Below are 14,746 nucleotides of genomic sequence, written 5' to 3'. Positions count from 1 at the left end.
GCTCAAGTTACACAAAGCGTCCAGTTTATGGATCGTACTGCCTAATTTAGGTCGTAATGAGTCAAAGGTTTTACATCGTAATTCATGCACTACCACCATAACGTGATAATTTTCATCTGCACAAAAGTACTATAAATCAAAGGGTAATTTAAATATAGTCCAATTGATATACAGGTACATCCCTCATATCGGCGCGAACTGGGTACGGGACACAGTAAGCTATATCGGTCAAGAGACTGACTGACTCAGTGCAGCTTAACCGGGGGAGATCTTTCGGGTTTTAATCAGCTATTTGATACTATATCAAAAATATTTATTTTCGCATCGCAGAATTTAGCATTTCCAACATTTCCTCTTCTGTTTTATCATATGGCGGTTTCCATAAAGGAAAATTTTTCTCTATCCACTCATCATATTCTTCAGGAGTTAATCTGGCTTCTAACTCTTGATATAAGTATTTTCTTGTTCTGGATAGTTTATCTAATACACTGCATTGATTAAAGAATAGCAACAACGCTAATGCCATTTTGCCACTTTTATCAAACCCAGAGCCAATCTTATCTATTACAGTAACAATCTCTTCTAAAGATATCAAAACATCTTTTAGATTGTCTGTATTTTCTGAGTTATATTCTCTCATAGCTTTAGCATCTCTTATTAAATTCAGTTGTTTTCTCATCTAGTTCAATGTCACCTTTTATCTTATATTCCTCAACACCTAAGTCATTTTTCCTAAACTCCACTCGATTGGTATCCATATCAAAGTCAATATAATTTCTGGCGTGATTTTGTTTTATTTTAAATTTATCTGCCGCATCAGCCATACTTAATGGTTTCCCTTTTGCTCTAACAGCAAATACAGCATTTTGGTCACCTGCAAGTATCTTCATACTTTCTTTTATTGCCGCAAAACCTTGATTACTTGTGTAATGCCGTAAACGAATAACGTCAAGGCCAAGTGGATCGATCCAGGTCAGTGAATTAGGCGCATACTGATAAAGGTTTAACCCGCCCCTCAGCCCAATCGGATCCTGACTGACGAACCTGCCACACTCCGGTGCATAATATCTGAACAGATTGTAATGCAGCCCTGTCTCGTCGTCAAAATACTGCCCCGGCAGCCGCAGCGGCTGGTGAAAGTACGCTCCGCTGTTGCTGATGTCCGCCGCATTTTCTCCAAACCCCCTGATATACCCCGCCCATACCAGCGTTCCGTCCGCCGCCGTCACCTCCTGCGGCGTGCCCGTCACATCCGTGTGGTAATACCACACCTGCCTGCTTTCTCCCTTTCCCGTCACGCTCGCCACCGGCGTGTACGGCTGTTCCGCATCGTACAGATATGTCCGCCAGCCCTGCTGCTGCACGTTCTCCTGCAACAGCCTGAACCCCTCCCACACAAAGTCCGTCCGGCTCCGCGCCGTATGCCCCGTGTGCCGCCCGTACGTCGCCTTGCGGGTTCGCCTCCCCAGCGCATCGTAGCCGTGGTGCGTCTCCGTGTTGCCGCTGATGACCCGCGTCAGCTGCCCCTGCGCGTTCCACTCCAGTTGCTGGTCGCGCCGCGTGGTCAGCTCGCCCCACTCGTTATAACCGTAACGGTCACGACCACAGCCCGGCACCGGTTTGCGTGGATCACCCAGTCCCGCCCTGGCGGTCTGAATACGTTCACCAATCTGCGCCAGCGCGCCGTCTTGCCCGGTAACGCGTTGCGCCAGTCGGGCAGGCAGTTCCAGCACCTGGCTGGCCTCATCTTTCACCATGCGCCCGGCAGGAATACCGGTCCAGTCGGCGACAATCGCCGCGACAACCGCCGCGCTGACTTCCGGGAACACCACCGGCGCGTCACCCTGCCACTCCCTTAGCGCCGTTTCGGCCTGTTGCAGCGTGGTTTTGTCATCAGCATCAGACTCTGCGAGACGCAGTTCCTGCAACGTATGTACCAGTTCCAGCTCCCGCTGCCAGCGGGATTCGGATGCAGTCAGTTCATTGTTGAGCGAGAAAATTCGTGCCGTCAGCGCATCGCGCCGCTCATCTGACTGAATCCCCATTTTTTCCTGCTTCTGCAACAGCGACCGTTCCATTTCCGCCGCTTTTAGCTGCTGGCGCAGGAACTGTACGCTGGCAGGCGGCGTGTGCAGCGTCAGCGCCACGCGGGCCGCGGCGGTATCCAGCAGGCTGATGGCCTTACCCGGCAATTGCCGGGCGGGAATGTAGCGGTGAGAAAGCTGTACCGCCGCACGTACCGCCTCATCCAGAATCAGTACGTTATGGTGTTTTTCCAGCGTATCCACCAGACCACGCACCATTTCCATTGCGGGGATCTCTTCCGGTTCGGCAATCTGCAACACCTGAAAACGACGGGTCAGCGCCGGATCTTTCTCAATATGGCGCTTGTATTCGCTCCAGGTGGTGGCGCCGATAGTCCGCAGGGTGCCGCGCGCCAGCGCCGGTTTCAGCAGGTTAGCGGCATCGCCCGTGCCGGATGCGCCGCCCGCGCCCACCAGAGTGTGAACTTCATCGACAAACAGAATAACCGGCTGCGGCGAGCGCCCGGCCTCTTCCAGTAACCCTTTCAGACGCGATTCAAACTCGCCTTTCATGCTGGCTCCGGCCAACAGAGCGCCAACGTCCAGCGCCAGCAGCCGTACTTCCCGCAGCGCGGGCGGCACTTCCCCCTGCGCAATCGCGAGGGCAAAACCTTCGACGACCGCCGTCTTTCCGACGCCCGCCTCACCAGTCAGTAGTGGATTATTCTGGCGACGGCGCAGCAGAATATCCGTCATGGTGCGGATTTCATGCTCACGCCCCGTCACCGGGTCGATTTTGCCGTCGCGCGCCTGTGCCGTCATGTCCTGACAGTATTTTGCCAGCGCGGATTTACCGTCCTGCACGCCGTTGGGAATCGCCTGGCTGCTTTCACCGGGAATGGCTGATGCCAGACCGGAGCCGTCGTAAGGGCGCTCCTGCGCTTCCGGCGATGTTTCGATCAACGAGGGCAGTATTTCCGTCAGTTCATCAACCGGAAGCGTGGCCAGCGGCGCGCAGATACTGCTCAGTACCCGACGCAGTTCTGGCGTGGTCAACAAGGCCAGCAGCAACCAGCCGCTGCGAATTTTGTTATCGCCGTAACGGACGCTCGCCAGCATCCATGCCTTTTCAACGCTGAGATCGATATGGTGAGAAAAATCACTAATGGCGCTGGCCCCGGCGGGCAGCATATCCAGTTGCCGGAGTAACGCTTTCTCCACATCAGAAAGAGGGATCTGGTAATGCCGAAGAACGTGGAGAATATCGTTATCGGGCTGCTGTGTTAACTGGTGCAGCCAGTGAGTCAGCTCAACCCAGGGATTAGAGCGTAGTTTGCAAAATGCCGTTGCCGATTCCAGCGACCGGAATAGTGGGCCGGCCAGTTTTCCATACAACGCACTGCGTGAAACAGGAGTTTCCATGTGTTATGCCTTGTGACATAAAAATTCATAAAAATAATGCATCAATGCACATAAATATATAAACAATTCTTTATTGATAGCCTCGAAAAAATATCGAAACAAAACAATGATACAGATCAGGGACTAATTAGCAACCAAGCCGTTAATATTAAATAATCAATGAACAGCAAGATAAAAATCGCAATTGCAGAATTAAAAGAAATAATATTTCAAAAAAGACATCTATGCATACAACAATGCATTCACGACGAAAATAATAAAAAGGGTGTCATCAATAATGACTCCCTATGAATTTAGTTAAAATTATTTATGAATTAAAACTCCCTAAACGTTTCCTCCAGAAAAATAAATACATTTAAGGGACATAATGAAACAAGACATGTGGGAATTACGGAAAATACAGTCGCAGGGTATAACGGATAACGCACAGTATCCCGCAGGGACATACATCGTATTTACTGCCGCCGCCCCCTACGTTCCGCTTTTTGAGCAACATGGGAAAGACGATATCGCGCTCAGTCTTGTTCGCCACGAAGAGGCGTGGTGGATTGTTAATCACTCGGATGAACTGTGCTGTGCCGTCAATGAGCAGGTGATGGAACCTCATCACCGTATGCGGCTGAATGATGGAGATACGATTGAATGGGGTCTGTCATCCTGGTGCCTTGCCCGCACCAATGATGAGTCCCGTCCCGATGTTTCGTTTCCTCAGTTGGTTCAGTCATCTGAATCTGTTGCTGAGTACCTGGATCTGGACTGGTTTAAACAACAACAGCTCAATCCGCAGAACCCGTTCGATATTATTCCCGTCCGGGAAACCGCATCCTCTTACACTGGCCATGAAGCGGATAGCACGCTACACCAGCTTTACCAGGAATATCAGCAGGCATTGCGGCCCTCCGGGCAGGAAAAGCCCCTCCGTGCTAAACCGTTTCCCCGAAATGAAGACGCTGTCACCCAGGATTTGACGTCGTTATACGATAAAAAGGGCGACACCGACACGTTACAGGATATGGTGGCAGGCGCGCCCGGTATTGATGCCATTCTGGATACGCTGGACACGACCGGTGAAGGTGAAATGCACTGGCTGGCGATGGAATCAATGCCCGATACCCGTAGCAGAAAGTCATAATAATCAGCACTTAACGTTAACGCATCATCCCGAGTGAACCACACGCTGTGATTCTTCGGAAAATGCGGGAGATAAGCATATTCAGGATAATCAAGACCAATGGCGCTGCACCAGGCTTTCTGTATCCGGGTCCCCATATTATCAGCGTCAGGCTTTGTATAATCTCCCAGATAGGCATAGGCCTCTCTGTCAAACAGCAGAACCAGATGGTAGTGAGGATGTTCCCCGGTAACCCGTTCCCTGGCCCAGATATAGCCGAGTGGCACAGGCTCACCAGGCCTGCCAGAACGCTTGTGTTCTTCCCTTAACTGGCTTTTAAGGGATTCCATAGCCCGAGTAATGGCTTTCTCATCATCCTTCTGAAAGCATATCGGCAAGTCCGGCTCTCCTGGCACATGGGACTGAGCAAACCTCAGGTCAGCGCGCAGAGCGAATATCCGGTTATAGTTTTCCAGATAATTAGATATTACAGCAAGCGATCGACGAAGCATATGGCGTGATATTCTCGAATCATATTTATCTTCAGCTTCCTGCAGCAGAAATTTAAACTCTCTCTCAGCTAAATCATAAGGTGACTTCATAATAATCTCTTTTATCGAAATTCATTAGATAATGGGTAGCAAGCAGCTACCCATGCAATTAGGCATACAGGTTCCCCTGCAGGAATGTGTTACCTCTGCAGACATACAGATTTTATTATTACGTTAGCGCATACATACCGATACTTATCGTATTAGTGTAAGAGTACCTACCCACGATAAATATAGTACCTACCCACGATAAATATAGTACATATACCGACTAATCAATACGGATAATAATTCCACTCACAACAGCGAAACCCGCTACACGCCAGGGAATGCGTGGAATATAACCATCTGATATTGAATGAAAATCACGCTGAAGTTATCCTTTCAGCGGGACGCTACTGATAGCACTACCTCCCCCATGATATTCTGGTATACCTTTCAAAGCCTTGTGTTCTGTATCCAGTTCTGAAGGTGCCATTTCGGAAGCCAGGTATTTGATGTAATGCGTCCCACTTTCGTCCTCCCACAACTGGATTTTACCCTCCTCAGCAAGCTGTTCCAGAACAGGCTCAAGATCAGCTTTTTTTCTGAGTGAACGATGTATCTCTTGCATCATTTCACGCCTTAAAAAATCATAAGACCCATTTTTAACAAGATGGTTTTCAAGCCAACTGAGTACTCTTTCAGAATGGGAAGGTCCCCTGACCACATCCATTTTTACAATAAAATGATTAAGGTGCCATTCCGATATTAACAACGCAGCTTCCAGTGTTTCCAGCGTAATAACGGTTGAGTCAGGGGTGATAAACAACTGCATCACAGCAGCACTCCTAGCGGTATGTTCGCAGTACCGCGCAGCCCAGTCGTTATAATGGTACAGCTTTCCCCCCTGCTGCATCAGACGCTTTACGTCCCTGCCAACATAACGCAACCGCTTCTTTGCGTCAGGAGCAAAAGTCATACAGATTCGGGGTTGATTTTTTTTTCTGCGTTCAATCCCGGCAAGTAAATGTTTTTTCTGAATGGCATAAAACTTTTCCAGATCGGACTCATCGCCAGAAACCAGCTCATCAATATCAATCTGTCTGGTGAGTAACGTAAGATCCATGGTTAACGTACGCGCATAAATTCCCGTAGCTCGTATTGCGTTACCCAGTGATTTCAGTGTGCAGTCATGTGGCTCCGGCTGTGTCATCAACAGCATACCAAGCCGGGGATCTTTAATATCTGTGATACCCGTTGACGCACGACTGATCCGATAATCATCACCACACCATAGCGTATTATGAATTGCGATCTTACGGCGCATGATGCTTTCATACAGAGCACTTCCCTCGTCAGAGGTGATACCCAGACTGGAGTATTGCCCCAGCTCTTTCAGAAGGGCTTCCGGCGTGGGATCCGTTACCGTCAGATGCACCCTTACAGGCTTAACCGGTTCATTTCTGAGACATTCATCCAGTTCATTTCTGGCTGTCTCCACTCCCTCTTTCTGGCGTACAGCTTTCTGAAACGATTTCTTAAGGCTCTTACATTCTTCATCCCATAGCACGTGTTGCCGTTCATACTCCTTCAGTCTGACTGAAAACACCTCTGCCAGCTCACGTTCAGTCTGATGAATTTGCGCCATAATGAGCCTGTATACTGTCGTTTTTTTGCTTCCGGACCTTGCCAGTATTATGTGAAAATGCGATACAGGAACGATAATATCATCATCAATTTCAACATCATACATATCCTGGCAGGCCAGAGCCATGCTCCCCTGGAGGGTTGCAAAGATAAGCTCAACCGCCGCGCTGGTTTTGCCATATATGAAAGATATGATTTGTTGAAAAAACGTCAAAATTGCTCTGGTGTTCAGATTAACATGATGATTTTGAGTTTTTTTATGGGTAAGCTTCATTGCATAGTCTCTTTTGAGAAAAAATTAAACGCTTCTGGAGGCGATCCACTCATCAACGGAAGTGGAACGCCATCCAACGGAAGCAGCACCAAGTCTCACGGTTTTTGGAAACGTTTCGTCGTAATACCTGGATTCGGGATTTAGCTTTTCATAGATAGTTGACCGGGACAGACCGACTATCTTCGTCAGTTCTCTCATGCGCAGAATGCGCTGTTGTGGCTCTGATTGTCTGGTGTAAACAGATGACATTTTCGATTCTCCTGTTGGATGTCTCTGGCTGTGGTCGCAATTTTCCACAGGAGCTGAAATACTGTCCCCGTAAAAAAAACAAAACCAACCGCAGGGAGTGACAATGCACACTTTTGCCAGTCTGATGTACGATGTTTATCGGTCTTTTGGCTTATTCAGTAAAGGGAACAGGCGGGCTGCTATACGGGGGGCTGCGACCTTTTCCAGCCATCAGCGCTTTTTCGGTAATCGTGAGGATGAAAGACATCAGGAACAGAAACACTATGATGAAATCATCGGGGTTCTTGATGCAGAACAGGTGTTCAGCACAACTCAACGAAGGGAGATTTTTTACAAATACGAGCAACTTTATAATGCCCTGATGGCTCGCCCCGTCTTTACTGAACTGAGCCGGGAACAAATAAAAAAGCGATATGCTCTGCATATAATCCCCAGATTAATCGCACTTGACATATATAAAACGTACAAAGACGAAAACAAAAACTGTTTTTATCACCATATACACCAGTTCTTGCTGAAAGATTATTGCCCATGCTGGCAGGATAAAAAGAAAGGGGGTTTATCTGCTGTCCAGAAGTATCTGAAAAGTTTAGCAAGAAAACAAAGGTTCTCTCATACAGATTCAGAAAACCTGGCGCCTCTTTTCAAAGTAATTGAAAATATCCGCCCAGGTAATACACAGAAAAAAAGCACGCTGGAAGCATCAATTATAGACTGCATTAAGGCGTATTCTGGTATTGTTGACGATGATACGCTTAACAGCGTCAGAGTCAGTCTTGATAATATAAAAAAAGCCCATTACTCCCTGACCGTACTCCTTAATGTCGAACGAAAACTCCCTGTCATTAACATCATATCACGGTACTACAGAAACTATGTAGACAATGGAATAAAACCCGGGAATATATCAGCAATGTTATGCAGACTACTGTATGAGCCAGAACCCCATGATTTTATCCATCATGATACCATGATTAACTCAATTGCGGATTATTATCATGAGAGAGTAATAAAACCGTTCTCCCTGAATATAAACGAGGAATGTTTACAGAGTATCAGCGCATTAAAAAACATCATTTTCAACTTCAATGATAAAACCATTATCTCCGAAGTACAGTTAACTGACATCGCTGTAAAATTAAAAAAAGAACCCCATAAACAGTTTATTCAACCGTATATTGAACTCTGGAAGGTTATAGATTTAATCAGTAAAGGCGAAACAGAGGAAGCATTTGAGAAAGTCAAAACTATTTCTCTGGACGATTTACCTGCAGGATATCTGGCATCCGCTTTTTTAGTTATCCATATTGCATTACGTATAAAATTTGAGAGGAAAAACGTTAAAAATGGTGTTTTCTCATTATCTGTAACATCCATCCTGGAAAATCAGGGGATTTACACTGACTATATCCCCGTCAGTCAGGCTTATACAGAAACCCACAGTGACGACTCTGTTATAAAAAGTACTCTCCTTTCTGAATCCATTTTATCAGATGCCAACAATCTGACCATCATCCGTTCGGTAAGGATGTATAATAACATGGTCAGGAGAATAAGTGACTGGAATGACCTTGAGCTGGAAGGCATTTATCCTGAGTCTGTTTACGGGCTTCTGGATAAAGTTGACACTATCCTGGGTAAGATACTCAACATTATCTTTTCTGAAAAAATTACTTCCAGTCAAGATTTATCCTGCATCCTGAAAAATAATAAAATTCTGACCCGAGGTGAACTGAATGATAGCCTTATAGGCATACTGGTTAACTGTCCTCTTTTGGCGTGCGTACGGGACATCGAGAGTCTGATAAAATATCTTCGCTGCCCTGGGGAGGAAATAAGGAATATGATTCTTTCAGTTGATAAAAAATTGTGGGATTTGATATATGGAGCCCTGACGATTCTGGAGGAAGAAAGAAAAATACAGACTGGGAAAACACAGGGGGGTGGAAAATAATTGCATATTTTTACATATCCCCCCGGCTACAGTGGCTACGTGTAGCCACTGTAGCCGGGGGCTTACATTGAAAGTAACATTTTACTGATCAGAAAAAGCAGGTGAATCAAGGCTTATGGGTGATCGAGGTGCTCAATAATCGCACTAACTGGTAATAGGTAACGTCTAGCAGAGACGATACTTGGCCTGGATGTATGTCTTTTTATTAAAAAGGGCTTATCCATTAAGAATAGGCCCTGTAAACTCAGACATCAATCTCTAATAAGAACCAAATATAACTAATATGAATCCAAATAATTGCTAACCCAATAATACAGTTATTCCGTAGATATTATGCCAAGCAAATTTTGTAATCCTTGATAGGCAACAGGAACGTTTTCACTATCATACATAGATGTAAATATTTGTTTTGATCTCGTTGATTCAGATATCAATGAACTTGCTATTTTCAAATGTTCCACCTCAGACGAGATAAACCCTATTGGGATGCTAACCGGCTGATGTTCCAAATGGAAATGAAAAAGAACACATACAATTAAACCAGGTATAAGTAACAACTCTAATTTCCCATCCATAAGACATATATCTAGATTAAATAAATATTGAAACTGATCTCTATATTTAAATGCACGATCTTTAGCTGCATTATTCCGACCAGAGATCATTACATAAGTACCAACAGGATTGCTCTTTTTTTTATTCCTAGAATCCAACAGACGGTCAATCTTCTGAACAAACTCTCTTGCCCCGCGAGTTCTAGCCCAAAGGGATAGTTGGGGGGCAAGCCACAACCCGCTTTGAACGATAGTTTTTTCTGAAACAGGGAGGGTATCTATTTTTTCACCATCCTCACCAGATTTTAAACTAACCTCCTTATTAACTAACATTTCCTCCTGTTTTAGTATCTCATCTCCAAGCCTAGTGATAATTAAATCGGCGTTATGTTGTAGATAAAATGCTCCAAGTAATGGGGTGACACGTCTATTATCATAACAAACAATACGTGTTAAATGAACATCTTGAACATATCGACGCAAATCAAAAGCATCATTCGAAACATAACGTTCAAATAACGAATAATCAAAATAATGAATAAAATCCATAAAACTATTGTTTTGCGGACGTTCTTGTTTTGAAAGTGCATCAGTAATAGCCTCTGATATTTCAAGTCTATTATTAAAAGCTTCATTATCTATATCACGTCGAATATTAACTTGGCCATCCAAATCCAGATAAAACATACACGGCAGTGGAATGCTAAAATGCTCGCCAGCATCTACCGCACTAATCTTATAGATCTCTGCTTTATTCTTCTTACAAATACTATGAAAGTGCTCTTGAAAGGCTTGCTCTGCATATTGAATTGTTTTAGATTGCCTCTCAATATTTCGTGCTGCTAACTCCACTAATGAATTTACACGTTTCAATCTGTTGGGGCGTCCTGCTGGACTAAAACTTATTAGATCAAAAATAACTTCAGAACTCCATTCTTGGATTTTAAAGAACCGAGGTAGATGATCTGAGCTATCTTGAAAACGAGTTAATGCATAAGAAGTTAGCTCTAACAGCTCATCTTCATTCCATTTAATGAGGCGTTCGTTAAGTAATGTCTGAATTATTGCATCAGTTTCTTTTTTTGTGAATCCAAAAAAATCCTGAATTTGTACAGGACTCAATGTACCACAAACATAAGCGATGCGAAGCGCGAACTCAGTAACAACGGGCAATGCCTCCTCAGCACTTATTGAGCATTCGATAGCGAAACTTTGTGCAGGAATTGCAAAAGTAATTTCATCAACAGCTAATATTTCTCTTAGTTTTTTTCTTCCAATGTAATCATTTCTGTCCCTCCTCAATGGCTAATGCCTGAACCAAATTGAAGTTATTCCCATCACGATGTGTTTCAATGTGGTTTAATACACGGCCTAACGCTGAAGTTTGATGCCTCTCACGCCACATACGAGCAGCCCCAATGATTACTAATCTATCCATTGCACGCGAAATCGCCACATTTATTCGCTCCGAGCTGCTAAGGAACCCTTGAATACACTGATTATTATTGCGCGTCGTTGCAACGATAATGATCCGATTTTCCTTACCTTGATAACTATCAACTGTATCAATTTTAATAAGATGTCTATAACCAGTAGCCCAATCTTGTTCGCTAAGTAAACGTTGCAATAGGCGTTCTTGATTTGCATACATGCAAATTACACCAATTGGTTTTTCCTCATCTGAAGTTTCATCAATTAAATATTTGATGAATGATTCTGCTGTACATATTGAACGCAGCGTATCAATAATTTCTCTAGCTTCATAAGGATTGTCAAATCCAGGATGTTTTGCTCTTTCATAAGATTCTCCCCCAGCATCGGAAGTATCAACCCAAGTAATAATAGAACTTAATCTTTTAGGTAATTGATTAAACCAAGGTTCTGGATTTCCACGTCCAGGTTCTAACGGTTTGGGATAAAAACAAGCTGAAACCATTTCACCTATTGGTGGGCCATTCTATATTGAGTACGTAATGTTGCTCCGACTTGTTTACCATAATCTGATTCGAAAGCACGTTCAAAATCACTACGTGTTAGTACCGCGCGATCAGAGTAATTTAGTTCTATCGATATTTTTCGCACCACTGGTTCAGGATACAAAGGTGGCAATTGACGATGATCGCCGACCAGTAACACCCTGCGACCCGACTGAATTGCTATAGCCAATTCGCCAGGTGTCGCACGAGCAGCTTCGTCGACTATCACCCAATCATAGCGATTTTTTGCTACACCAAATTGTGAGCGTCCTAGACCCACACAAGTCCCACATACAAGTGATCGGGTCTTCGCAAGAAATTCTTCAAATATTGATTTTTTTGTCGGAATCAGAACGCTGAAAAATTGGCGGTAATATTAACACTAATCAACGACTTCAGCGATCCTAAAACAGGAAAGTACAGGTTATTACCAGCATGTTTGCAGCTCGATTCCCTCGATCAGTATCATCAGACAATCCCAAATAATTTCAGATAGATATCATCAAAGTGAATCCCCCGCCTCTTTAACCGGAGTGCGGGGATTTTTATTTTTTCACGCTGAGAACCCTGTATGACTAAACCTCACGGCCTTCAGGCCCTGGAACAACCGCTGTCGGCGCTTCCCGATACGCTTCGTCAGCTTATTCTTGAACGTATTCAGAACCTCACCCACTACGAGCCGGTGATTGGCATCATGGGCAAGAGCGGTGCGGGTAAGTCTTCGCTCTGTAATGAACTCTTCCGGGGTGAGGTCTCCCCCATCAGTGATGTGAACGCCTGTACCCGTGACGTGCTGCGCTTCCGGTTGCGCAGCGGTCGTCACAGTCTGATGATTGTTGATTTACCGGGTGTGGGAGAAAACGGGCTGCGGGACCAGGAATACCGTGCCCTGTACCGGCGTATGCTGCCGGAGCTGGACCTGGTGCTGTGGGTCATTAAAGCCGACGACCGGGCGCTGTCAGTAGACGAGCAGTTCTGGCATGGGGTGATGCAACCTTACCAGCAGCAGGTGCTGTTTGTGCTGAACCAGGCTGACAAAATCGAACCCTGCCACGAATGGGATATCCGCACCAGTACCCCCTCGCCACAGCAGCAGACTAACCTGAAGGCGAAACAGGCCGCCATTACCACGATATTCACTCCCCGTCATCCGGTCTGCATGGTGTCAGCGTTGACCGGTTGGGGCGTGGAAGCGATGGTGGCAACCATGATGCGCTGTCTGCCGGACCATGCCACCAGCCCGGTGGCGACACAACTGCACGGGAGGCTCTGCACCGGGCCGGTCAGGTCACAGGCCCGTGATAGCTTCGGTGAGGCCGTGGGGCGGGTGTTCGATACGGCAGAATCATCGTCGTTTCTGCCTGCGCCGCTGAAGACTGTGATACGTACCGTGCGTGATGCGGTGGTGTCCGTGGCCCGCGCGGTATGGGACTGGATTTTCTTCTGAATGAGTAAAAGGTCATCAGGACTGTAGTGAATGACTCTGTTTATTCACCGCCTGGTAGATGATTATTTCCAGGCAGACATAACCTGTCCTGACCAGCAAAAGATACCACCAGTCGTAAGCGCGTCACCACTGCCGACGTTGCATCCACACAGTCTTCTTGCACCAGGCGTTTCGCTACGTATGACGGACACAACCCGTCAGTCCCATCCTTTACAGTAATACCATCTTAATTAACCAGTTATTAAACACGGAGATAATGCATGTCTCAGGCTGAGCGTCGTTATGACCGCTTGTCTGTCCGGCTATCGCTGATTATCAGCCGTCTGCTCGCGGGTGAAACGCTGAATATGCGCAAACTGGCCGCTGAGTTTGGCGTGTCGGTTCGCACCCTGCATCGTGATTTCCGCGAGCGTCTGATTTACCTCGACATCGAGTATCAGGATGGCTGCTGCCGTCTGCTGACCGGGGGCCGTCAGGAGATTCGGGAGGAGGCAGCAATGCAGTTCGCCCGTCAGTCAGGCACTGGCACATTGTTTCCTGATATGGACCACCATCTGGTCAGTTCGTTGCTGAGTAGCCAGGATTCCTCGCCATGCCTTATCTGGCATCAGGGGGCAACCATACCACTTTCCCGACCGGGCATCTTCACACGACTGGTCAGGGCGGTATCAGAACACCAGAAGGTAACCCTGCTTACTGACGGGAGTCGTTGTGACAGCCTTGCCCCATATCGGCTGATTTTCAGCACCGGTGAGTGGTTTCTGGCGGGAGAACATCTCGGCCGGATAACCGTTTTTGCGCTGCACACCGTTCACTCCGTGACGTTTCACCCGGAAACCTTCACACCAGACGGACATTTCACCCGCATTCTGTCCCGCCCGGACTTTTTACAGGCGTTACCTCATTTTCATATTTTACATTCACTGCTCGCTGACGACAGTTACGGGCAACTTACCCATAAGGAACAGGTATGAAATTATTCACCACGGCGGCGCTGGCCGCCAGCCTCTGCATTACCTCTGTGCCTCCGGTCCTCGCAGATGACATCATAGGCTCCGTCAGGTCCTGGCAGTACATGCAGGCCGACGGCTGGAAATCGGCCGACGGTACGGATAACAACACACTGCATAACGCCCTTTATCAGGCTGATGTAATAGGCAATTATCCCTGGACGAAACAGTTTCTGCTGCGTATTCGTGGCGGCGGTGCCTATTACCTTGCCGACAAGAAAACGCACACGGTACGCAGGCTAAATCTGAAACCGGCCAGCGGCTACACCTCTGACCTGACTTCGGTGTACCAGGGCGAAGACCAGGGGAAAGGCTGTTATTTCACCATTATCGATACGCAATATCAACTGGAGCTGGCCGAAGAACCTCACAGCAATCAGGTGCTGGCCGCCTTCCCGGAAAATTGCGTCAACAAAAAACAACAGGCGGCCCTGGCGGCCAGAAGCTCTGAAGCCGACAGGAAACTGCAGCAATGGGTGGCGCAGCAGAGCCTGGCAGAATTATGTCGTCGTACAGGCAACTGCTGAACCCGCTGAAAAACAACC

12 protein-coding genes and 1 pseudogene are annotated in these 14,746 nt (G+C 46.5%); 5 read left to right on the top strand and 8 right to left on the bottom strand.

Features of this window, described 5'->3' with window-relative positions; all coding sequences use genetic code 11:
* Positions 1 to 313 precede the first annotated feature (313 nt).
* Together NAZ64_RS07100 and NAZ64_RS07095 are read right to left on the bottom strand one after the other, a co-directional pair.
* Entirely contained in the window at positions 314 to 679 is a 366-nt protein-coding gene (locus NAZ64_RS07100) for a hypothetical protein (protein ID WP_001231281.1), read from the bottom strand.
* A complete protein-coding gene (locus NAZ64_RS07095; protein ID WP_000449788.1) occupies positions 645 to 3,446 on the bottom strand; it encodes an RHS repeat-associated core domain-containing protein in 2,802 nt (933 codons plus the stop codon). Before NAZ64_RS07095 ends, NAZ64_RS07100 begins: the two co-directional genes overlap by 35 nt.
* A gap of 367 nt (positions 3,447 to 3,813) precedes the next feature.
* On the opposite strand from NAZ64_RS07095, the gene tagK reads away from it, so the two are divergent.
* The gene (gene tagK, locus NAZ64_RS07090; protein WP_000806693.1) at positions 3,814 to 4,578 is read left to right on the top strand and encodes a type VI secretion system-associated protein TagK; all 765 of its coding nucleotides are present in this window, start codon (positions 3,814 to 3,816) and stop codon (positions 4,576 to 4,578) included.
* Between the two features lie 35 nt (positions 4,579 to 4,613).
* Here the strand turns inward: tagK and NAZ64_RS07085 are convergent.
* The 3 genes and pseudogenes from NAZ64_RS07085 to NAZ64_RS07075 all read right to left on the bottom strand — a co-directional run.
* A pseudogene (locus NAZ64_RS07085) lies at positions 4,614 to 5,069 on the bottom strand (inovirus Gp2 family protein); the annotation flags it as partial.
* Between the two features lie 415 nt (positions 5,070 to 5,484).
* Entirely contained in the window at positions 5,485 to 7,011 is a 1,527-nt protein-coding gene (locus tag NAZ64_RS07080; protein WP_000778658.1) for a YfjI family protein, read from the bottom strand.
* A gap of 24 nt (positions 7,012 to 7,035) precedes the next feature.
* Positions 7,036 to 7,209 carry a helix-turn-helix transcriptional regulator gene (locus NAZ64_RS07075; protein ID WP_173647352.1) on the bottom strand — a complete coding sequence of 58 codons (174 nt, stop codon included), beginning with the start codon at positions 7,207 to 7,209 and terminating at the stop codon, positions 7,036 to 7,038.
* A 154-nt stretch (positions 7,210 to 7,363) separates the two neighbouring features.
* On the opposite strand from NAZ64_RS07075, the gene NAZ64_RS07070 reads away from it, so the two are divergent.
* Positions 7,364 to 9,214 (top strand): hypothetical protein, encoded by a 1,851-nt coding sequence (locus NAZ64_RS07070; protein WP_483640894.1) that lies wholly within the window; start codon positions 7,364 to 7,366, stop codon positions 9,212 to 9,214.
* Positions 9,215 to 9,531: 317 nt separating this feature from the next.
* On the opposite strand, the gene NAZ64_RS07065 is transcribed toward NAZ64_RS07070, so the two are convergent.
* The 3 genes from NAZ64_RS07065 to NAZ64_RS07055 are packed head-to-tail and all read right to left on the bottom strand — an operon-like array spanning position 9,532 to position 12,075.
* On the bottom strand, positions 9,532 to 11,070 hold the full coding sequence (locus NAZ64_RS07065; protein WP_001250528.1) for a hypothetical protein: 1,539 nt from the start codon (positions 11,068 to 11,070) through the stop codon (positions 9,532 to 9,534).
* Positions 11,051 to 11,713: a C-terminal helicase domain-containing protein gene (locus NAZ64_RS07060; RefSeq protein WP_277752259.1), complete on the bottom strand. Its 663-nt coding sequence runs from the start codon at positions 11,711 to 11,713 to the stop codon at positions 11,051 to 11,053. Before NAZ64_RS07060 ends, NAZ64_RS07065 begins: the two co-directional genes overlap by 20 nt.
* Complete coding sequence (locus NAZ64_RS07055) at positions 11,710 to 12,075, bottom strand: AAA domain-containing protein (protein ID WP_077916518.1); 366 nt, start codon at positions 12,073 to 12,075, stop codon at positions 11,710 to 11,712. Before NAZ64_RS07055 ends, NAZ64_RS07060 begins: the two co-directional genes overlap by 4 nt.
* A 240-nt stretch (positions 12,076 to 12,315) precedes the next feature.
* Between NAZ64_RS07055 and NAZ64_RS07050 the strand changes: the two genes are divergently transcribed.
* The 3 genes from NAZ64_RS07050 (at position 12,316) to NAZ64_RS07040 (ending at position 14,728) form a co-directional block, all read left to right on the top strand.
* On the top strand, positions 12,316 to 13,191 hold the full coding sequence (locus NAZ64_RS07050) for a GTPase family protein (RefSeq protein ID WP_000165430.1): 876 nt from the start codon (positions 12,316 to 12,318) through the stop codon (positions 13,189 to 13,191).
* Positions 13,192 to 13,451: 260 nt separating this feature from the next.
* Positions 13,452 to 14,165, top strand: a complete 714-nt coding sequence (locus NAZ64_RS07045; protein WP_000075762.1) for a WYL domain-containing protein — start codon at positions 13,452 to 13,454, stop codon at positions 14,163 to 14,165.
* The gene (locus NAZ64_RS07040; protein WP_483640893.1) at positions 14,162 to 14,728 is read left to right on the top strand and encodes a hypothetical protein; all 567 of its coding nucleotides are present in this window, start codon (positions 14,162 to 14,164) and stop codon (positions 14,726 to 14,728) included. The genes NAZ64_RS07045 and NAZ64_RS07040 overlap by 4 nt, the downstream gene beginning before the upstream one ends.
* Positions 14,729 to 14,746: the final 18 nt, after the last annotated feature.

This window comes from Salmonella sp. A1325, from assembly GCF_056991255.1.
Note: the sequence above shows the minus strand (reverse complement) of the source record. Positions and strands in the feature narration are given on the sequence as shown.

What these genes read in the sequence shown, in the direction of transcription:
- NAZ64_RS07095 (WP_000449788.1), bottom strand. Translation starts at nt 3,446, where the DNA reads ATGGAAACTCCTGTTTCACGCAGTGCGTTGTATGGAAAACTGGCCGGC.
- NAZ64_RS07040 (WP_483640893.1), top strand. Translation starts at nt 14,162, where the DNA reads ATGAAATTATTCACCACGGCGGCGCTGGCCGCCAGCCTCTGCATTACC.
- NAZ64_RS07100 (WP_001231281.1), bottom strand. Translation starts at nt 679, where the DNA reads ATGAGAAAACAACTGAATTTAATAAGAGATGCTAAAGCTATGAGAGAA.
- NAZ64_RS07070 (WP_483640894.1), top strand. Translation starts at nt 7,364, where the DNA reads ATGCACACTTTTGCCAGTCTGATGTACGATGTTTATCGGTCTTTTGGC.
- NAZ64_RS07050 (WP_000165430.1), top strand. Translation starts at nt 12,316, where the DNA reads ATGACTAAACCTCACGGCCTTCAGGCCCTGGAACAACCGCTGTCGGCG.
- tagK (WP_000806693.1), top strand. Translation starts at nt 3,814, where the DNA reads ATGAAACAAGACATGTGGGAATTACGGAAAATACAGTCGCAGGGTATA.
- NAZ64_RS07080 (WP_000778658.1), bottom strand. Translation starts at nt 7,011, where the DNA reads ATGAAGCTTACCCATAAAAAAACTCAAAATCATCATGTTAATCTGAAC.
- NAZ64_RS07045 (WP_000075762.1), top strand. Translation starts at nt 13,452, where the DNA reads ATGTCTCAGGCTGAGCGTCGTTATGACCGCTTGTCTGTCCGGCTATCG.
- NAZ64_RS07075 (WP_173647352.1), bottom strand. Translation starts at nt 7,209, where the DNA reads ATGAGAGAACTGACGAAGATAGTCGGTCTGTCCCGGTCAACTATCTAT.